The sequence below is a fragment of the Streptomyces sp. NRRL S-646 genome, assembly GCF_000720765.1.
In the GTDB taxonomy this organism is placed as follows: Bacteria; Actinomycetota; Actinomycetes; order Streptomycetales; family Streptomycetaceae; genus Streptomyces.
Genome location: NZ_JODC01000018.1, coordinates 184,094 through 203,419, shown reverse-complemented (window position 1 = coordinate 203,419; position 19,326 = coordinate 184,094). Strand labels below are relative to the sequence as shown.

18 protein-coding genes and 1 rRNA gene are annotated in these 19,326 nt (G+C 69.5%); 15 read left to right on the top strand and 4 right to left on the bottom strand.

The features are described 5' to 3' along the window. The 5 genes from rrf to IH68_RS0139465 all read left to right on the top strand — a co-directional run. Positions 1 to 91: ribosomal RNA gene (gene rrf, locus IH68_RS52095) — 5S ribosomal RNA — on the top strand; the annotation flags it as partial. 70 nt (positions 92 to 161) lie between these two features. Continuing rightward, positions 162 to 806 carry an HAD family hydrolase gene (locus tag IH68_RS0139480; protein WP_030945646.1) on the top strand — a complete coding sequence of 215 codons (645 nt, stop codon included), beginning with the start codon at positions 162 to 164 and terminating at the stop codon, positions 804 to 806. Positions 807 to 875: 69 nt separating this feature from the next. Beyond that, the gene (locus IH68_RS0139475; RefSeq protein ID WP_030945643.1) at positions 876 to 1,604 is read left to right on the top strand and encodes a VC0807 family protein; all 729 of its coding nucleotides are present in this window, start codon (positions 876 to 878) and stop codon (positions 1,602 to 1,604) included. Between the two features lie 78 nt (positions 1,605 to 1,682). Next, positions 1,683 to 2,906 (top strand): MFS transporter, encoded by a 1,224-nt coding sequence (locus tag IH68_RS0139470; protein ID WP_030945640.1) that lies wholly within the window; start codon positions 1,683 to 1,685, stop codon positions 2,904 to 2,906. After that, entirely contained in the window at positions 2,857 to 4,029 is a 1,173-nt protein-coding gene (locus tag IH68_RS0139465; RefSeq protein ID WP_030945637.1) for an acetoin utilization protein AcuC, read from the top strand. Before IH68_RS0139470 ends, IH68_RS0139465 begins: the two co-directional genes overlap by 50 nt. Positions 4,030 to 4,117: 88 nt before the next feature. Here IH68_RS0139465 and IH68_RS0139460 read toward each other — a convergent pair whose 3' ends face one another. After that, positions 4,118 to 4,552 carry a hypothetical protein gene (locus tag IH68_RS0139460; RefSeq protein WP_030945635.1) on the bottom strand — a complete coding sequence of 145 codons (435 nt, stop codon included), beginning with the start codon at positions 4,550 to 4,552 and terminating at the stop codon, positions 4,118 to 4,120. Positions 4,553 to 4,759: 207 nt separating this feature from the next. Between IH68_RS0139460 and IH68_RS0139455 the strand changes: the two genes are divergently transcribed. The 5 genes from IH68_RS0139455 (at position 4,760) to IH68_RS0139435 (ending at position 8,576) form a co-directional block, all read left to right on the top strand. Then, on the top strand, positions 4,760 to 5,575 hold the full coding sequence (locus tag IH68_RS0139455) for a phosphatase (RefSeq protein WP_030945633.1): 816 nt from the start codon (positions 4,760 to 4,762) through the stop codon (positions 5,573 to 5,575). Positions 5,576 to 5,704: 129 nt separating this feature from the next. After that, entirely contained in the window at positions 5,705 to 5,914 is a 210-nt protein-coding gene (locus tag IH68_RS0139450) for a helix-turn-helix domain-containing protein (protein ID WP_016437488.1), read from the top strand. Positions 5,915 to 6,068: 154 nt separating this feature from the next. Next, entirely contained in the window at positions 6,069 to 6,167 is a 99-nt protein-coding gene (locus IH68_RS54185) for a 30S ribosomal protein bS22 (protein ID WP_003948845.1), read from the top strand. Positions 6,168 to 6,447: 280 nt separating this feature from the next. Next, the gene (locus IH68_RS0139440) at positions 6,448 to 7,509 is read left to right on the top strand and encodes an NAD-dependent epimerase/dehydratase family protein (protein WP_030945629.1); all 1,062 of its coding nucleotides are present in this window, start codon (positions 6,448 to 6,450) and stop codon (positions 7,507 to 7,509) included. Positions 7,510 to 7,523: 14 nt separating this feature from the next. Beyond that, a complete protein-coding gene (locus tag IH68_RS0139435; protein WP_030945627.1) occupies positions 7,524 to 8,576 on the top strand; it encodes a lysophospholipid acyltransferase family protein in 1,053 nt (350 codons plus the stop codon). Positions 8,577 to 8,658: 82 nt separating this feature from the next. Here the strand turns inward: IH68_RS0139435 and IH68_RS0139430 are convergent, their stop codons facing one another. From IH68_RS0139430 to IH68_RS0139420, 3 genes are all read right to left on the bottom strand, one after another. Next, a complete protein-coding gene (locus tag IH68_RS0139430) occupies positions 8,659 to 9,882 on the bottom strand; it encodes a DUF5667 domain-containing protein (protein ID WP_030945624.1) in 1,224 nt (407 codons plus the stop codon). A gap of 346 nt (positions 9,883 to 10,228) precedes the next feature. Next, positions 10,229 to 11,005 carry an ECF subfamily RNA polymerase sigma factor, BldN family gene (locus tag IH68_RS0139425; RefSeq protein ID WP_030945620.1) on the bottom strand — a complete coding sequence of 259 codons (777 nt, stop codon included), beginning with the start codon at positions 11,003 to 11,005 and terminating at the stop codon, positions 10,229 to 10,231. Positions 11,006 to 12,380: 1,375 nt separating this feature from the next. Next, on the bottom strand, positions 12,381 to 13,292 hold the full coding sequence (locus IH68_RS0139420; RefSeq protein WP_078912819.1) for an HAD family hydrolase: 912 nt from the start codon (positions 13,290 to 13,292) through the stop codon (positions 12,381 to 12,383). Positions 13,293 to 13,453: 161 nt separating this feature from the next. Between IH68_RS0139420 and IH68_RS0139415 the strand changes: the two genes are divergently transcribed. The 5 genes from IH68_RS0139415 to IH68_RS0139395 all read left to right on the top strand — a co-directional run bounded on the left by IH68_RS0139415 (position 13,454) and on the right by IH68_RS0139395 (position 19,197). Beyond that, positions 13,454 to 13,729, top strand: coding sequence for a glutaredoxin family protein (locus IH68_RS0139415; protein ID WP_037886024.1), 276 nt, complete (start codon positions 13,454 to 13,456; stop codon positions 13,727 to 13,729). A 281-nt stretch (positions 13,730 to 14,010) separates the two neighbouring features. Next, on the top strand, positions 14,011 to 14,781 hold the full coding sequence (locus tag IH68_RS0139410) for a redox-sensing transcriptional repressor Rex (protein ID WP_030945612.1): 771 nt from the start codon (positions 14,011 to 14,013) through the stop codon (positions 14,779 to 14,781). Next, complete coding sequence (locus tag IH68_RS0139405; protein ID WP_030945609.1) at positions 14,778 to 16,541, top strand: glutamyl-tRNA reductase; 1,764 nt, start codon at positions 14,778 to 14,780, stop codon at positions 16,539 to 16,541. Before IH68_RS0139410 ends, IH68_RS0139405 begins: the two co-directional genes overlap by 4 nt. Beyond that, positions 16,538 to 17,497 (top strand): hydroxymethylbilane synthase, encoded by a 960-nt coding sequence (hemC, locus tag IH68_RS0139400; protein ID WP_030945606.1) that lies wholly within the window; start codon positions 16,538 to 16,540, stop codon positions 17,495 to 17,497. The genes IH68_RS0139405 and hemC overlap by 4 nt, the downstream gene beginning before the upstream one ends. Further along, a complete protein-coding gene (locus tag IH68_RS0139395; protein WP_030945603.1) occupies positions 17,494 to 19,197 on the top strand; it encodes a uroporphyrinogen-III synthase in 1,704 nt (567 codons plus the stop codon). The genes hemC and IH68_RS0139395 overlap by 4 nt, the downstream gene beginning before the upstream one ends. The last annotated feature ends 129 nt before the right edge of the window (positions 19,198 to 19,326 follow it).

Below are 19,326 nucleotides of genomic sequence, written 5' to 3'. Positions count from 1 at the left end.
GCCCGGTTACATTCCGAACCCGGAAGCTAAGCCTTACAGCGCCGATGGTACTGCAGGGGGGACCCTGTGGGAGAGTAGGACGCCGCCGAACAAAATTTGGGAAAACCCCGCACCATTTTGGTGCGGGGTTTTCTGCGTTCCGGGCCGTTTAGGGTGGTGTCATGCGCTACGACCTCGTCATCTTCGACAACGACGGCGTCCTCGTGGACAGCGAGCCGATCTCCAACCGGCTCCTGGCCGCCTATCTCACCGAGCTCGGGCACCAGACCTCGTACGAGGACTCCGTCCGGGACTACATGGGGTCCGCCATGCACCGGATCCACGAGCTCGTCCTGGAGCGGACGGGGCAGCGGCTGCCGGCGGACTTCGACGATGTCTTCCACGCGCGTGTGTTCGCCGCGTTCGAGCGGGAGTTGAAGCCCGTGGCCGGGGCCACCGACGTACTGGAGCAACTGGCGGCGGACGGGGTGCCGTACTGTGTGGCGTCCTCCGGGAGTCATGAGCGGATTCGAGTGGGGCATCGGACGACGGGGCTGGACCGATGGTTCGACGAGTCGCGGGTGTTCAGTTCGCAGGATGTGGGGCGGGGGAAGCCGGCTCCCGATCTGTTCCTGTACGCGGCCGAGCGGATGGGGGTCGCGCCTGAGCGGTGTGTGGTCGTGGAGGACTCACCGCTGGGTGTGCAGGCGGCCGTTGCGGCCGGGATGGACGTCTACGGGTTCACGGCCATGACGCCTGCTGAGCGACTTGCGGGGGCCACTCAACTCTTCTCGGGCATGGGGGAGTTGTCAGGGCTGCTGCACTGACATTTGTCATGCCGAGCTCCGGACGATCGTTTCTACTGGCGACCGGGTGCCGGACGGGAAGCTGAGGGCATGACGACGAACACGGTGTCCCAGGGCCAGAGCAGCAACCAGACTCCCAGCGCGCTCGACAACCTCCGCCCGCTGATTGTGGACGTGGCGGTCCCGCTCGGTTCGTACTACCTGTTCAAGGACGCCTTCGGGATGAGCACCTTCGCGGCGCTCGCCTGGAGCAGCGTCGACCCCGCGGTCCGGACCGTCTGGAGCGTGGTGAAGGAGCGCAGGACGAACGGGCTGGCGGGGCTGATCCTCGTCGTCAACGTGGTCTCCCTGCTGCTGAGTTTCGTCTCCGGTGACCCGCGGCTGATGCTCGCCAAGGATGGTGCGGTCAGCAGCACCGTGGGCATCGGCATCCTGGTCTCGGTGGCTCTCGGCCGGCCGATGATGACCGCCGGGATGAAGCCCTTCCTGGTGAAGGGCGACCCGAAGAAGGAGGCCGCATGGCAGCGACTGGCGTCGGGCCGGGCGGCCGCCTCTGCGGACTTCCTGCGCAAGGAGCGGACGTTCTCCTTGGTCTGGGGCGTGGCCCTGCTCACCGAGTGCGTGGCGCGGGTCGTGGGGGCGTACACCGTGCCCGTGGACACCATGGTCTGGCTCGGAGGCGTCGTGATGGCCGGTGTGATGGTGCTGACCTTCCTCCTCAGTGGTGGGCTGGCCGCCGGGCCGATGGAGGAGATGCTCCGCGCCGAGGTGGAGGCCGAGGAGGCGGCTGCTCGGAGCGCCGTTGCCGTCGCCGCCTGACAGAGAAAGTAAAGCTGAGGGAAATTCATCTTTGGCTTGATCTACCCACAGGTAGCCCGGGGCCCTACGCTCGCCGCCATGACAGATGTGCTGCGGCGCGGTAGGGCCTCGTTGGCGTTCAGCTTCCTTGCCCAGGGCGCCACCTTTGCCCTTCTCGTGACCCGTATCCCGGCCATTCAGGACCGGTACGGGGTCTCCGACGCGCTGCTGCCCGCCTTCCTGGCCGCCGTGCCGATCCTGGCCGGTGTCGGGAGTGTGACGACCGAGCAGCTGGTGAAGCGGATACGCCCCGGTCTGCTGCTGCGGTGCCTGCAGCCTGTGGTGCTCCTGGCGCTCCTCGGCGTCGGGTCCGGGGAGCACCTGGCCGAGCTGGGGATCGCGCTGGGGGCCTTCGGGCTGGCGGTGGGCGGGCTCGACGCCTCGATGAACATGCTCGGGGTGAGCCTGCAGCGGGCGTACGGGCGCAGCATCATGCTCAGTTTCCATGCCGCGTTCAGCCTGGGCGGGATCGTGGGGGCCTCGCTGGCCTGGGTGGGGGCGCACTGGCATCTGGCGCTGTGGGTGTCGTATCTGCCGGTCGTCGCGGTGCTGTTGCCTGCCACGCTGATCGGGAGTCGGTGGTATGTCGACTCGGGTGCCGCCGTCGACGTGTCGGAGGAGGGGGAGGGCCAGGCGCAGGGGCAGTCCGTCGTCTTCAAGCTGCTGCTGCCGCTGTGTCTTGTGATGACCTTCGCGTACATCGGGGACTCGACCGTCTCCAACTGGAGCGCCAAGTATCTGAAGGACGTGCTCGGGAGCTCGGAGCAGCTGTCGACCGTGCCGTACAACGTCTACATGGTGACCACGCTGCTGGGGCGGTCGCTCGGGGACCTGGGGGTACGGCGGTTCGGGGCCGTGGCGGTCGTGCGGCTGGGGGCGATGGTGGCGGCGCTGGGGTTCGCGGTGGTGGCCGTCGCGCCGGGGGCGTGGGTGGGGATGCTCGGGTTCACGCTGCTGGGGCTCGGGCTGTGTGTGCTGGTGCCGCAGACCTTTGCGGCGGCCGGGCGGTTGTTCCCGCATGCGTCCGATGCGGCCGTCGCGCGGCTGAATGTGTTCAACTACGTCGGCTTTCTGATCGGCTCGCCGCTGGTGGGTGCGCTGGGGGATGCGTGGAGCTACCGCGGGGCCATGGTCGTCCCGATGGCGTTGGTGCTGGTGACCGTGGTCTACGCCAGGTCGTTCGCTCCTCAACCGGACCGATACGGTGGCGGGCATGAGCGGCCGCGCACAGCTGATGTGGGACGAGGCAGTAACGGGCTATGACTTCGGTCCGGATCATCCGATGGATCCGGTCCGGCTCGCCCTGACCAGGCGCCTTGTCGATGCCTTCGGGCTCGACAAGGAGGTCGAGGTGGTGGCGGCGAAGCCCGCCGGGGAGTCGACCCTGCGGCTCGTCCACCGGGAGGACTACGTCGACGCGGTGAAGGCGGCTTCGGCGGATCCGGAGGCGGCGAACGGGGCGTACGGGCTGGGGACGATGGACGATCCCGCCTTCGCCGGGATGCACGAGGTGTCCGCGCTGATCGCGGGGCAGTCGGTGGGGGCCGCGGAGGCGGTGTGGCGAGGGGACGCGTTGCACGCGGTGAACTTCGCGGGCGGGCTGCATCATGCGATGCCGGGGAGCGCCTCGGGGTTCTGCATCTACAACGACGCCTCGCTGGCGATCGCTCGGCTGCTGGAGCTGGGCGCCGAGCGGGTCGCGTACATCGATGTGGACGTGCATCACGGGGACGGTGTGCAGGCGGCCTTCTGGGAAGACCCGCGGGTGCTGACGATCTCGCTGCACGAGCATCCGCGGACGTTGTTTCCGCAGACCGGGTGGCCGGAGGAGACGGGGGCCGACTCCGCTGAGGGGGCGGCCGTCAATGTGGCGCTGCCGGCCGGGACCGGGGACGCCGGGTGGCTGCGGGCCTTCCATGCCGTCGTACCGGAACTGATTGCCGATTTCCGGCCGCAGGTGCTGGTGACGCAGCACGGGGCCGACACGCACTTCGAGGATCCGCTGGCGCATCTGGCGGTGTCGCTGGATGCGCAGCGGGCTGTGCAGGTCGCCTGCCATTCGCTTGCGCACGAGTACGCCGGTGGGAAGTGGGTTGCGCTGGGCGGTGGTGGTTACGCGGTGGTCGAGGTCGTGCCGCGGTCGTGGACGCATCTGGTGGGGATCGCGGCGGGGCGGGAGATTGCGCCTGAGGCCGTGATTCCGGAGGGGTGGCGGCAGGAAGTGTTCGCGCGGACGCGGCAGTTGGCGCCGGCGCGGATGACGGATGGGCGGTGGCCGGTGTCGTACCCCTCCTGGGAGGCGGGGTACGACCCTGCGGATCGGTTGGATCAGGCTGTGCTGGCTACTCGGCGGGCTGTGTTTCCGTTGCGGGGGTTGCTGGCGTAGGGGGCCGCTTGCCTGCGCTGGCGGGGTGCCGCCCTGAGCGGCACGACTGCCCGCAGCTGCGTGGAGTGCAGCGGCACCCCGTGTCGCGTCAGCCGCAGTGGCCCGAGTCGCCGCCCGAGGCGTTGCCGATGACGCCGTACCACTCGATGCAGTGGCCGCGGGCCTCGACGTAGACAGGGCCGGCGTACGACGTGTACCGGCCTTCGTCCCTGACCGGCGTGGTCTCGTGGCCGACGAGGGCGTTGAGCTCGACGGACATGTAGATCTTCGCGCCCGGGGTGTTGCGGATGGTCACGGCGCAGTTCTTGCCGGTCGACTGGTTCCAGGTCAGGAACACCTTGCCGGAGTTGCCGACCGGGGTGGAGTCGATGACCTTGTAGCCGGTGCCGCAGGCACCGTTGTACGACGCGGCTGCCGCGCTGGTGGTGGTGGCCGCCGAGGCCGGAGCGGTGGCGGCGACCGTGCCGCCGAGCGCCAGCACGGTGAGTGCGGCGGCGGTCGTGGCGCGACGGGACAGCTTCATGGTGTTCCCCCTGGTGATGTGTTGGCCAATGCGGTGAGGACGGTTGGTCGTTGCCGTCCACGCAGAGTGAGACCCGGGAGCCCCTACGACGGTTGTGGGCCGTTGTGTCCCTGTTCTGTCACCAGTGTCACGGGAGCCGTTACGCCAACTGTGCGGTGTTTGCGCGTTCGTATGCCCCTGCCCAGCCCGGTCCGCCACCATCGATGTGTGTTGAGCACCGGAGCCCTGCGGGCCCATCTCCTGGCCGCCCGTCTCGCCGGGCCCGTGGCCACCTCCCGGGAGGAGAGCCTGCGCAGCTATCGGCTGTTCGCCGCCCGCGACCCCCGCGTGCTGATCGGGCTCGATCCCGAATGGACATGGCGGCAGCGGGATTTGATCGAGTTGATGGCGGACAAATGCGGTGTTTCGGCCGATCCGCGGCATGTCTCCGGCCATGACGTGATCGATCCGGAGCGGACTCTGACTGCTCTGGATGCCTTCGCGGACCGTCTCGCCGCAGCCGCCCAGCGCGGCGCCCCTGTACTCCTCGGCACCGGCCACCCGCACCGGCTGCTCGGGTTCTACGCCGCCTTGGCGGACGCGCTGTCGGCGGCGGGATGTACCGTCCTCACACCGGCGCATGGTCACTGTGTCGACATAACGACCCGGTTCGGTCTACGCACGTACAACCTTGACTACGTACAAGGAGTCGCGCTCGTGCGAGAACCCGGGGCGCCTCGCCCCGGTTGTGCGACCGGCGCACACACGCATTCACCGCTCCCGGTTCGTACCGCGCTGGCTGTGGCGGCCGAGGCCGGCGGGCCGCTTCCCGAGCTGGTCGTCGGAGACCACGGCTGGGTCTGCGGGGCAGGTCAGCTGGGGTTCGAGGCCATTGGGCTCGCCGATACGGACGACCCCGCGCTCTTCGTGGGGGAGGCCGAGGGGTCCGTGTCCGTCGTCGTTCCACTTGATGACGCTGTGCGGTCTGATTACTACCGGCCGCTTACCCGCTACGTACTCAATCGAGCGTGTCTGTCACAGTAGGCCGCCGATGGGTGCACCTCTTCCCCACTCGCATCACCCGCCCCTACATTGGGGAGTGAGCACGCAGCGACGAAGAGTCACCGGAAGGGGAAGCCGGTGGCCGTCGAGTGCGGAAGGTTCAGGTGTGTCATGGCTGCTGAGCAGAGGCCTCTGAGCGAGGTTCAGTTCCTTACCGTGGCGGAGGTCGCCTCGGTGATGCGAGTGTCGAAGATGACCGTGTACCGCTTGGTGCACAGTGGTCATCTGCCCGCGATCAGGGTGGGGCGGTCCTTCCGCGTCCCCGAGAACGCGGTTCACGAGTACCTCCGCGAGAGCTACGTGGGGGTGGAAACCGCCTGACGGCGATCCCCGGGGGGATCCTCAGGGCTCTTCTGGATCTCCCCCGGCACCCTCGATTACGACCTCAGCGCTCGGGCGGGTAGGCTGGCCCCTTGTAGGTCGTATGGGCCCATGGCGCCCAGCACCGAGTGATGAGAAGTGAGCGAGGGTAGTCGTGGGCTCTGTTATCAAGAAGCGGCGCAAGCGGATGGCCAAGAAGAAGCACCGCAAGCTGCTCAAGCGCACGCGCGTTCAGCGTCGCAACAAGAAGTAAGCGACGCTCCAGGAGCGTGTTCTGTGGCCCCCCACCGCAACCGGTGGGGGGCCACACGCGTTTGGAGTTCACAGAAGCTCCCAGAAGCGCACGGGACCTCGCACAAGGCCTGTGCGTACGCACGTGTTTCACATGGCTTGGTCTGTTCGTACGTCTGTGGATGTCGTCACTTCGTGCATTGGGTGGTCATCACAGCGCAACATCGACCCGCTAAGTTGGCCGAACACGGGGAACGCGGCAGGCTACGAGTACCGGATGGGCTGGAAGGAAGGCGCAGATCTTGGGCAAGGTCGTGCTCGTGACCGGAGTGGCCCGCAGGCTTGGGGGCCGGTTCGTACGACGGATCCAGCGTGACCCGCAGGTGGACCGGGTCGTCGCCGTGGACGCGGTCCCACCCGAGCACCACCTGGGCGGCGCCGATTTCATCCAGGCCGACATCCGGCAGCCCACCATCGCGCGCGTGCTCGCCGAGACCGGCGCCGACACGGTCGTACACATGGATGTGAGCGCGACCGGGCTCGGCAGCGGCAGCCGGACCGCGATCAAGGAAACCAACGTCATCGGCACGATGCAGCTGCTCGGCGCCTGCCAGAAGTCGCCGACCGTGAAGCGGCTCGTCGTGAAGTCCAGTACGAACGTGTACGGGTCCGCGCCCCGTGATCCCGCGGTGTTCACCGAGACCACTCCGCCCAAGTCCCTGCCGAGCGGCGGCTTCGCCAAGGACACCGTCGAGGTCGAGGGGTATGTACGCGGCTTTGCGCGGCGGCGGCCGGATGTGGCCGTGTGTGTGCTGCGGTTCGCGAACATCCTGGGGCCCGCGGCCGACACGCCGCTCGCCTCCTACTTCGCGCTGCCGGTCCTGCCGACCGTGTTCGGCTACGACCCGCGGCTGCAGTTCGTGCACGAGGACGACGTGATCGAGGTACTGCGGATCGCCTCGCACGAGCCGGAGCGGGGCACCCTCAACAGCGGCACCTTCAACATCGCCGGCGACGGCGTCCTGCTGCTCTCCCAGTGCTCCAGGCGGCTCGGCCGGCCCACGGTGCCGCTGCTGCTGCCTGCGGTCACCTGGGCGGGCTCCCTGGTACGTACGCTGGGCATGACGGACTTCTCACCCGAACAGATCCGGCTGCTGACCCACGGCCGGGTCGTGGCGACGGACCAGATGCGTGAGACGCTCGGATTCAAGCCGAAGTACACGACCGCGGAGACGTTCGCGGACTTCGCGCGCAGCCACGGACCCGGACTCCTGCCGCCGGAGGCCCTTGCGGGGGCCGTCGACCGGATCGCCGCGCTGCCCCTGCCGGGCAGCGGCCACCCCCCGACGCAGAGCGCCAACTGAGGAGCGCATCAACGATGGCGGATGCCAAGGTCATTCCGTTCGACGACGACCGGTCCCGCGGGAGCGCCGTGCAGCGGCCGCCGCGGCGCCGGGGCGTGGGGAGCCGACGCAAGACCGCGGAACCCGCGCTGGTCGGCGACGTCCAGCCCCTGCCCAGCAGGGCGCGCACGCAGGATGATGTTCCTGTGACGCATGAGGAACAGCCGCCCCAGCGGCCGCAGCACGACGGCGGCCTGGAGCGGCGCGTCGCGAGCGGCCTGAGCTTCCTGCGCCGCCGCCTCACCGGCGACTACGAGGTCGACGACTTCGGCTACGACGAGGAGTTGACCGACCAGGTCCTGATGTCCCTGCTGCGGCCGGTGTACGAGAGGTACTTCCGGGTTGAGGTGAAGGGCATCGAGAACATCCCGTCGGAGGGCGGCGCGCTGATCGTCGCCAACCACTCCGGGACGCTCCCGCTGGACGGCCTGATGATGCAGGTCGCCGTCCACGACAACCATCCCGCAGGCCGCCATCTGCGTCTGCTCGCGGCGGACCTCGTCTTCATGTTGCCCGTGGTCAACGAACTGGCCCGCAAGCTCGGTCACACCCTGGCCTGCGCGGAGGACGCCGAACGGCTGCTGGGCCAGGGCGAGCTGGTCGGGGTCATGCCGGAGGGGTTCAAGGGCATCGGCAAGCCCTTCAGTGAGCGCTACAAGCTCCAGCGCTTCGGCCGCGGCGGCTTCGTCTCCACCGCTCTGCGCCACGGCACGCCGATCATCCCGTGCTCGATCGTCGGGGCGGAGGAGATCTACCCGATGATCGGCAACGCGAAGACGTTGGCTCGCCTGCTCGGCTTCCCGTACTTCCCGCTGACGCCGACGTTTCCATGGCTGGGCCCGCTGGGTGCGGTGCCGCTGCCGACGAAATGGACGATCCAGTTCGGCGAGCCGATCCCCACGGACGGCTATCCGCCGGAGGCCGCCGAGGACCCGATGCTGATGTTCAACCTGACGGACCAGGTGAGGGAGCAGATCCAGCACACGCTGTACAAGTTGCTGGTGCAGCGGCGGTCTGTGTTCTTCTGAGGGTTTTCCGTACGACAGAGGGTTTTTTCGTACGACGACGGGGGCGCCCCTCCTGAGAAGGGCGCCCCCGTTGCCGTACGGGCTACTGGTTTGTTTCGCCGCTTTCGATGCCTAGGCCGGGGAGCAGGCCCGGGAGTAGGGGCGGGATCGTCACGTCCGGTTCGGTGGACGGGGACTTGGTGGACGACGGGGAGGCGCTGCCGCTGTCCTTGGGCGGGTCGAGCAGGCCGCCGGTGCTGCCTCCGAGCAGGCCCTCGCCGGTGGAGCCGGCCGACTGGCTGGGGCTGCTGGAGTGGCTGTTCTTGGAGGAGCCGCTGCCGCTGCCGGATGCCGCCGATCCCCGGCCGGAGCCGGGTGTGCCCTTGGACGCCGCTCCCGAGCCGTGGCGCTTGCCGTTGCCTCCGCCGTGGGCCGCGGACGGGGGCAGCAAAGACTGCAGCGGGGCCACCTCTTCGTCTATGGCGGCGAACACCGACGAGACCTGGCTACTGACGTCTCCGAGCTGCACCGGGAGCTTCTGACGGAGAGCGCCCCAGACCTCGCGGTGCGCGCGTGAGAAGGCGGACAGGGCCTGGATGGGGCCGAGGGACCCGGGGTCCCGCTCATACGCCTCGTGCAGCAGCCGGTGGCCCTCGGACGCGTCGCGCGTCATGCCCGACAGCGTGCGGCGGATCTCGCCGACGGACTCGTGATCGAGGTGGCGGCCGCCGCGGCCGCGCTCCATCAGACGACGCGCCTCGGCCAGCCGGGTGGAGGCCTGATCGAGGTAGGCCACTCCGCGCTCGTCGTCCCCGTCGGACAGGTAGTTGAGCTTGAAGTCCTCGATTCCGCGTTTGAGCCCGTAGAGCGAATCGCCGGGCAGGGCGTCCGAGCTGGCGGCTGCGACCCCGCCGAAGGCGCCCGCCGCGACGCCGACGCTGAGCCCGCCCGCGGCCAGGCCCTTGGTCAGCCGCGACCGCGGTCGCAGTTTGCCCAGTGGGCTCGCCCGGTGCGCTCCACGGGAGCGCTGCTCGGGTAGCGCAGCGTCCGCCGCCTCGCCGCCGACGCCCTCCTGCACCATGGCCTCGAACGCGGCCACCAGTTGTGCTCGTTGGACGACCTTTACCTCGGGGTCCAGCTCCGGTCTGGGCAGCTCGCCGAGACACTCCGCGAGGGCCAACAGACGGCCCTGCTCGGTCTGTTCCGCAGCAGCCGGGGCCGTGGCCGGTCCTTCGGACTGCTCGGCCGCCGTGCCCTGGTCCGGCTGCTCCTCCAGGGCCTGGGCGAAGGCGTTCGCCCGCCGGTGTGCCGATACGTTCGCGATCACTGGCGGCACCTCCTCTCGTGATGACGGTCGACTCCCCAGGGGGTCCTGAGGGTTGCACGCTCTGACCACATCCACACGATCGAGTGATCGGAGACGGCCAGGGAGTGACCACAGGGAGCCTGCATCCCGCACAACGAGTGTCTCGGCACTTGGGTTACGGACGACGGATGATCGGATCGGGAAGTCAACGGACTTTCACTGACAGCTAGTTGGGAATCACTGAGCGTATACCGAAGTGTTCTGTCAGGGCCGGTGTGGGTGCCGGGTGCATTCCGTGCGGTCCGCGGGGATCGCGGGACCGGGTGGTCCGTGGTCCGTGGTCCGTGTTCCGTTTCCGTGCGTCGTGTCAGCGGGCGTCGTCCGGGAGGAGGCGGGCCAGGGTGCGTACGGCGCGGTACTGAAGGGTCTTGATGGCGCCCTCGTTCTTGCCCATCACGCGTGCGGTCTCGGCGACGGAGAGGCCCTGGAGGAAGCGGAGCGTCACGCACTCCTGCTGCTGGGGGTTGAGGCGCCGTACGGCGTCGAGTAGGGCGGCGTTGGAGAGGGACTCCAGGACGGAGTCCTCGGGGGAGCGCTCGACCTCGTTGGCGTCGAGCATCTCGCCGGTCGTCACCTCGAGGCGGAAGCGGCTCGACTTGAAGTGGTCGGCCACGAGGTTGCGGGCGATGGTGACGAGCCAGGCGCCGAAGTCGCGGCCCTGCCAGGTGAAGGTGCCGATGCGGCGCAGTGCGCGCAGGAACGTCTCACTGGTGAGGTCCTCGGCGGTGGCTTTGCCGCCGACGCGGTAGTAGATGTACCGGTACACGGTGTCGCTGTACTGGTCGTAGAGGCGGCCGAAGGCGTCGGCCTCGCCGGCCTGGGCGCGTTCGACGAGATCCATCATCCGGGCGCTGTCGCTGTCCGCGGCCGGGCGGCGGGTGGTGGTGGCGCCGGCGGCTCGGCTGCGTCTGCCGACGGCGGCGGTGCTGCCGTCGGCGAGGGCGTAGCACGGGCCGACGGGGGTGCTGGCTACGGCAAGGGCGGGGACGGCGTACGCGGTGGGGACGAAGCCGCGCAACAGGTCTTGGACCGTTGCGCGCAGCGTAGCCAGGCCCGAGGCGTCAACCCCGACGTGTGGGTACACGGGACTCCCAGAGGCAGAGCTTCCATCACGTGCAGTGCGGGACCTTTCACCCGTCGTAGCGACGGAGGGGTACCGGTTTGCGTCTGAGGAGAATAACGCTTCGTGCAGGCGCTGCTACACCCAGTTGCTCAAATCATCGATTACGTCGCTTCTGTAACCGATTGGCGGCCTATCAAGTGCCGTAGCGTGACCGGTTGTTGATCGGAACGGGTCGGGTTTCGAGTGGGAACGGGGCGTGTTGTGGCCGTGTGCAGCCAATGGGACTGGACAGGGGGTGTGGGGGTAGGTCGTGGGGATTGGCGTGTTCGGGGCGGGGTTGGTTGCGGTGTGATCAGGAGTGGTGCGGGTGTTGATGTTTTCTCGCCCCCGCCGCCCCTACCCGTCCCGTCCCCAGGGGCTCCGCCCCTTCGACCCCGCCGGGAGCGGAGCCCCTGGGCCCCGGCGGGGACTGCGTCCCCCGCGCCCCTCGGGGCTCTGCCCCTGAAACCCGGCGGGGACTGCATCCCTGGGGCCCTTCGGGGCTTTGCCGTTGAGCCCTGGCGGGGACTGCGTCCCTTGTACCCCTCGGGGCTCTGCCCCTGAAACCTGGCAGGGACTACGTCCCCCGCGCCCTCGGAACTCCTGCCCCTGCGCCCTACTTCGGGAGCCAGCCCCCGGCCCCGTGCCACTGCTGCCCTGGCCCCTTCGCGGGGCTCTGTCCCGGACACCGGTCGGCCTGAACGGCCTCGTCCTCAAACGCCGGGCGGGCCCATAGGGCCCCGCGGGTGGGGATCTGCGGCTGCGTCGGCTGAGGGCCGGGCGGGCTGGTCGATGCGTACCCGGGACCAGAGGGAGGGGCCAACAGCCGACGCGGCCCAGAGGCTAGGCCTCCGCGCATGGTTGGGGAATGGCGGCTGGAGGTGTCGGTTCCGCGTCGAGCGCCGGAGGGGTGGGATTACGCGTTCGGTGGGGCGCAGTGCCGCGGCGTTTGGGCCGGGCCGGCTTGCAGCGGGTCCTTGTGGGCCCTGACTTGCTTGTAAGCAGGGTTATTTGCTGCCGGAGTGGCTCGCGCGCGTCGCTCTTTGCTCGTGGGCCGGCGTGCGGCTCACGGGGCTGGCTGGCACGCGGCCGCGGCGGCTGCGGACTACCCCCGTCATGCGGCGCATGATGACGTCCACCCGTTGGCCTGCGGACTGGCATGGCGTCCACCAGTGCTGGCCTGCGGACTGGCATGGCGTTCGCTCGTGTTGGCCTGCGGACTGGCTTGTGGCGTAGTGGTGTTTGCCGATTCCCTTGGGCCGGCCTGCGGCGCAGGGGTTTGCTGCCGGCGCTCGTGGTTGTCCTCGGGGTGGCTCGCAGGGCGTGGGGGGTTTGGTCTCCGGGCGGGGTGGCCGGGTCAGCGGCGGCGTCTGTGGAGGGCGATTGCTGCTGCTGTGCCGCCTGCTACTGCTCCTACGCCTGCTGCTGCGGGGATGCCCACCTTGGCTGCCTTGCGGCCGGTGCGGTAGTCGCGTAGGCGCCAGTCCAGGTTGCGGGCGTGTTTGCGGAGCTTGGTGTCCGGGTTGATGGCGTAGGGGTGGCCCACCAGGGACAGCATGGGGATGTCGTTGTGGGAGTCGCTGTACGCGGCGCAGCGGGAGAGGTCGAGGCCTTCGGCGGAGGCGAGGGCGCGGACTGCTTCCGCCTTTGCCGGGCCGTGGAGGGGTTCGCCGACCAGTTTGCCGGTGTAGACGCCGTCGACGGACTCGGCCACCGTGCCCAGGGCGCCGGTGAGGCCGAGGCGGCGGGCGATCACCGTGGCGATTTCGACCGGGGCCGCTGTGACGAGCCACACCTTCTGGCCCGCGTCCAGGTGGGCCTGGGCGAGTGCGCGGGTGCCCGGCCAGATGCGCTCGGCCATGTACTCGTCGTAGATCTCCTCGCCGATGGACTGGAGTTCCGCGACGCGGTGGCCCTTCACGATGGAGAGGGCCGAGTCGCGGGCCTCCTGCATGTGTTCCGGGTCCTCGACGCCGGCCAGCCGGAACCACGCCTGCTGCCATGCGAACTTGGCGAGGTCGCGGGTCTCGAAGAACTTGCGCTTGTAGAGGCCCCGCCCGAAGTGGAAGAGGGCAGCACCTTGCATCACGGTGTTGTCGAGGTCGAAGAAGGCTGCTGCCTTGTCGTCGCCGAGCACCGGGAACTCCGGTTCCTCCGGGGGGACGTCCTGCGAGGACTTGCGCGCTGCCTCCGCCGAGGCCTCGCCTGCCAACACGCTCCGCGCCGTGGCGGAGCGCCTACGGGGAGTGAGCCATCCGAGAGCGGCCATGCCCGTGAGCATAGCCAGTTTGTTCGGTGCCTCCAGACGCCAGAGGTTTGAACGCTGTGAACTCTCCGCGACCATGTCGTTAAAGAACTGATCCGATCCACCCGGTCCTTGGCTTTTTCGCGGGTGTGCCGCCGCCGCGCGCTCGCGCGAGAATGGCTGACATGAGTCCCCTCTTCCGACGTAAGGCCCAGGACGTCCAGGGCCGGAGCGTCACTCTCATTCGTAAGGCCGGGTGTCATCTGTGTGATGACGCACAGCTTGTGGTGGAGAAGGTGTGCGCGGAGGTGGGGGTGGAGTGGGAGGCGAAGGACATCTCCCTGGACCAGCAGCTTCACGACCAGTATTGGGAGCAGATTCCCGTGGTTCTCGTCGACGGTCGGCAGCACACCTTCTGGCGCGTGGACGAGCAGCGGTTGCGCAAGGCACTGACTGAGTAGTCCAAGTCGTCCGGAACCTCGCTTAGGATCGACGGCGACTGGTCTCGGGGGCGGGGATCGTAAGAGGAGAGTGTGCGGTTTTGCCCCCAGAGATAGAGGGTCGGTGGTGCTCGTGCGCCGGTTCTGCATCAGTGCGCCGGGGGCGCGTGACCCCGGTCACGTTGGCCGGGCAAATCGGACACCATCTTTGTGCACGCGTTCACAAAGACATAGCCTGCTGTCGACGGGGCGGTCTGGGTACGTGTGACCGCCTGCAGCCCCGCTCTACCCGCAGGAGCACCGTGGCAACTGGCCGAACTCACCGACCGGCGACCCGTAGCCGAGGGATTCCCGAGGCCACCGTCGCCAGGCTTCCGCTGTACCTCCGCGCCCTGACCGCACTGTCGGAGCGCTCGGTACCCACGGTCTCGTCCGAGGAACTGGCGGCTGCCGCGGGGGTCAACTCCGCCAAGCTGCGCAAGGACTTCTCGTATCTGGGTTCGTACGGGACGCGCGGTGTCGGCTACGACGTCGAGTATCTCGTCTACCAGATCTCGCGTGAGCTGGGGCTCACCCAGGACTGGCCGGTTGTGATCGTCGGTATCGGTAACCTCGGTGCCGCTCTGGCCAATTACGGAGGGTTCGCCTCCCGTGGGTTCCGGGTCGCGGCTCTCATAGACGCCGATCCGGCGATGGCGGGGAAGCCCGTCGCGGGGATTCCCGTGCAGCACACCGATGAACTGGAAAAGATCATCGAGGACAACGGGGTGAGCATTGGCGTCATCGCCACTCCCGCCGGTGCCGCGCAGCAGGTCTGCGACCGGCTCGTCGCCGCCGGTGTCACCTCCATTCTGAACTTCGCGCCGACCGTGCTGTCCGTCCCGGACGGCGTCGACGTGCGCAAGGTGGATCTCTCGATCGAGCTGCAGATCCTCGCCTTCCACGAGCAGCGCAAGGCCGGGGAAGAGGCCGAGGCCGCCGGGCCTGACGGCTCGGGGCCCGTCGCCGCCGCCCGCCAGGAGTCCGCCGAGCAGGGGCCCGACGGGGACGTACCCGCCGTGATGCCGGCATGAGTCTCCTCGTCGTCGGGCTGAGTCACCGCAGCGCCCCGGTCAGCGTCCTGGAGCGGGCCGCGCTGAGCGCGGACGCCCAGGTCAAGCTGGTGCAGGACACGGTCGCCGCGGAGCCCGCCACCGAGGCCGCGGTCCTCGCCACCTGCAACCGCATCGAGCTGTACGCCGACGTCGACAAGTTCCACGCCGGTGTCGCCGAGCTGTCCACGCTGCTCGCGCAGCACAGCGGGGTGGGGCTGGACGAGCTCACGCCCTATTTGTACGTGCATTACGAGGATCGGGCCGTTCACCATCTGTTCTCGGTCGCTTGTGGGCTCGACTCCATGGTCGTGGGGGAAGGGCAGATCCTCGGGCAGATCAAGGACTCGCTCGCCAAGGCGCAGGATCTGCACAGCGCCGGGCGGCTGCTGAACGATCTGTTCCAGCAGGCGCTGCGGGTCGGCAAGCGTGCCCACTCCGAGACCGGGATCGACCGGGCCGGGCAGTCGCTGGTCACCTTCGGGCTGGAGCAGCTGGCCTCCGGGGCGGATGTCCAGGGGTGGGCCAGTGGGAAGAAGGCGCTGGTCATCGGGGCCGGGTCGATGTCCTCGCTGGCCGCAGCCACGCTGGCGCGGGCCGGGGTTGCCGAGATCGTGATCGCCAACCGTACGGATGAGCGGGCCGAGCGGCTCGCCCAGATCCTGGCCGAGGGCGACGACACGGACGTGGTGGCCCGCGCGGTACCGATGGGTTCGGTGCCGGGCGAGCTGACACGTGCCGATGTTGTGGTGTCCTGTACCGGGGCGACTGGGCTTGTGCTGACGGCCGAGGCGGTTGCTGCGGCTGTTGGCGAGCGGGTGCCGGACGTTGGTGCGGGCCGCGGCGCGGGTGCGCAGCCCGGCGGTGGCGGCGTGCCGCCTCTTCGTGGGTCGGGAGCCGCCCCAGCGGCACGACTGCCCGCAGGCTCCGCGGGTGACGAGAACTGTCCGCTCGATCTGCCCCCGATGCAGGCCACCGCCGGTTTCTCCGTGCTCGGTGAGGGGGCTGTTGCCGGGATGGCGGCGGCCGATCTCGAGCAGCACGCCGCCTGGGTGGACAACGCGCCGCGGCCGCAGACCTCCGGCCCCGCGGCGGGCACCGTGCTCGACCCCGCGCAGGATGCCGGGGCCATCGCAGCCCTGGCCGCCCTCGCCGGCACCGTCGGCCGCATCCCCGAGCGCCGTAAGGCCGAGCCGGTCGTCGAGGCTCCGCGTCCCGCGCCCGTGCTGTTCCTTCTCGACCTGGCGATGCCCCGCGACATCGACGCGGCCGTGCACCGGCTGGCCGGGGTGCGGCTCGTCGACATCGAATCGCTCGCCGAGGCCTCCGCGGACGCTCCGATGGCCGCCGACGTCGACCAGGTCCGTCGTATCGTCGCGGACGAGGTCGCGGCCTTCGGGGCGGCGCTCAGGGCCGCGCACATCACACCCACCGTCGTGGCCCTGCGCACCATGGCCGCCGATGTGGTCGCCAGTGAGATCGCGCGGCTCGAGGGGCGGCTGCCCGCGCTCGACGACAAGCACCGCAGCGAGATCACACAGACCGTCAAGCGCGTCGTCGACAAGCTGCTGCACGCGCCGACCGTACGAGTCAAGCAGCTCGCGGCCGAACCGGGCGGAGCAGGGTACGCGGATGCCCTGAGGACCCTGTTCGACCTCGACCAGGAAGCGGTGGCCGCCGTCTCCCGGGCCGAGGGCGCCGACGATGAATCTGAGAACAGCAAGAACCGAGGGCCGGCATGAGTAGCAAGGCATTGAGACTGGGGACGAGGCGAAGCAGACTCGCCATGGCCCAGTCCGGGCAGGTGGCGGACGCCGTGAGCCAGGTGACCGGACGGCCCGTCGAGCTCGTCGAGATCACCACGTACGGCGACACCTCCCGTGAGCACCTCGCGCAGATCGGCGGCACGGGTGTGTTCGTCACGGCGCTGCGCGACGCGCTGCTGCGGGGTGAGGTCGACTTCGCGGTTCATTCGCTCAAGGACCTGCCCACCGCGCAGCCCGAGGAGCTGGCGCTCGCCGCCGTCCCGCTGCGCGAGGACCCGCGCGACGTGATCGTCGCCCGGGACGCGCTGAAGTTCACAGACCTGCCGCGCGGGGCGCGCATCGGTACGGGTTCACCGCGTCGCACGGCGCAGCTGAACGCGTACGCGCGCAGCCACGGGCTGGACATCGAGACGGTCCCGATACGGGGGAACGTGGATACCCGGATCAGGTACGTGCGGGACGGTGAGCTGGACGCCGTCGTCCTCGCCGCCGCCGGGCTCAACCGGATAGGCCGTAGCGATGAAGTGACCGACTTTCTGTCGGTCGACACCGTTTTGCCCGCCCCCGGCCAGGGGGCACTGGCGATCGAATGCGCCGCGGACAACGCGGACCTCGTCGCCTCGCTCGGTGAGCTCGACGACCCGTTCACACGGGTCGCCGTGACTGCCGAGCGGTCACTGCTCGCCGCCCTGGAGGCCGGCTGCTCCGCCCCTGTGGGCGCGCTGGCCGACCTGCTGGCCGACGGGCAGATTGTCAAGGAAATGCGCCTGCGGGGCGTCGTCGGTACCACCGACGGCTCCCGTACGGTGCAGCTGTCCACCACCGGTCCCGTGCCCGAGACGTACGACCAAGCAATGGCGCTCGGCCGTGAACTCGCTGCCGAGATGCTTGCCCAGGGCGCGGCCGGTCTGATGGGGGAGCGAGCACATTGAGCCCCACCACCCTTCCCGCCGGCCTTGAACACGGGCACGTCACCTTCCTCGGTGCCGGACCCGGGGATCCGGGACTGCTGACTCTGCGCGCCGTGGAGGCGCTGGCGAACGCGGACGTCCTCGTCGCCGAGCACGACGTGCTCGACGTGGTACGTCAGCACGCCAGACAAGGTGTCGCCGAAGTGCACACGGACGGGGGTCCTTCGTCGGACCCGCTTCCGGGCACGGGCACACCTCAGCTCGCGGTTGTTGACGGCTCGTCAACAACCGCTGGGGTCCCCGCGGTACGGGATGCCGCACATCTTGTCATGGAGGCCCTGCGGGGCGGCAGGCGGGTCGTCCGTGCGGTGTCCGGTGACCCCGGACTCGACGCGTACGCCGCCGAGGAGATGCTTGCCTGCGCCGCCGCGGGCGTGCCTTTCGAGGTCGTGCCCGGGGTCGCCGCGGCCGTCGGCGTGCCCGCGTACGCAGGTGTTCCGCTGCGCGACGCCCAGGGTGCGGACGTGCGGTTCGTGGACGCCCGTACCGCCTCGGACCGGTGCTGGACGGAGGTGGGTGTCTCCGACGGGACGGTGGTCGTGTCGACGACCCTCGACTCCGTGGGTGCGACCGCGGGCGAACTGGTGTCGGCCGGCCGTAAGCCGGACACGCCCATCACCGTGACGGTGGCCGGCACGACCACGCGCCAGCGGACCTGGACCGCGACGCTGGGGACCGTCGCCCAGACGCTGAAGCAGGCCAAGGTGCTGCCCTCGCCCGAGGGCGGGCGCCCGGTGATAGCCGTGGTCGGTGAGCGTTCCGCCGCCGCCCAGCGCGACCGGCTGTCGTGGTTCGAGTCCAAGCCGCTGTTCGGCTGGAAGGTGCTCGTGCCGCGTACGAAGGAGCAGGCGGCGTCGCTCTCCGACCAACTGCGGTCCTACGGGGCCGTACCGCACGAGGTGCCGACCATCGCGGTCGAGCCGCCGCGGACGCCCCAGCAGATGGAGCGGGCCGTGAAGGGGCTCGTCACCGGGCGGTACGAGTGGATCGCGTTCACCTCGGTCAACGCGGTGAAGGCGGTCCGGGAGAAGTTCGAGGAGTACGGGCTGGATGCGCGGGCCTTTGCCGGCATCAAGGTCGCTGCGGTCGGGGAGCAGACCGCGAAGGCGCTGGTGGCTTTCGGTGTGAAGCCGGATCTGGTGCCGAGTGGGGAGCAGTCGGCTGCGGGGCTGCTTGAGGACTGGCCGCCGTACGACCCGGTGTTCGACCCGATCGACCGGGTGTTCCTGCCGCGGGCGGACATCGCCACGGAGACGCTTGTCGCCGGGCTGATCGAGCTCGGGTGGGAGGTCGACGACGTCACGGCCTATCGGACCGTGCGGGCCTCGCCGCCGCCGGCGGAGACGCGGGAGGCGATCAAGGGGGGTGGCTTCGATGCGGTGCTGTTCACCTCGTCGTCCACCGTGCGGAACCTGGTGGGTATTGCCGGGAAGCCGCACAACGTGACCGTGATCGCGTGTATCGGTCCGGCCACCGCCAAGACCGCTGAGGAGCATGGGCTGCGGGTGGATGTGATGGCTCCGGAGCCGTCCGTGCACAAGTTGGCCGAGGCGCTTGCGGACTTCGGGCTGCGGCGTAGGGCTGCCGCCCTGGACGCCGGGGATCCTGTTACGCGGCCCAGTGAGCGGCGGCCGGGGGCCAGGCGGCGGCGTACGACCTGAGGTGTGTGGGGGTGCGCGGCCCTGGGGGCTGCGCACCCGGACCCCCATCGGCCCGAGAGGCCTCGTCCTCAGACTCCCCCACTCTCGGCTTGGCTCGAGCGGGGGGACCCCCACGACGGGCTGGAATCG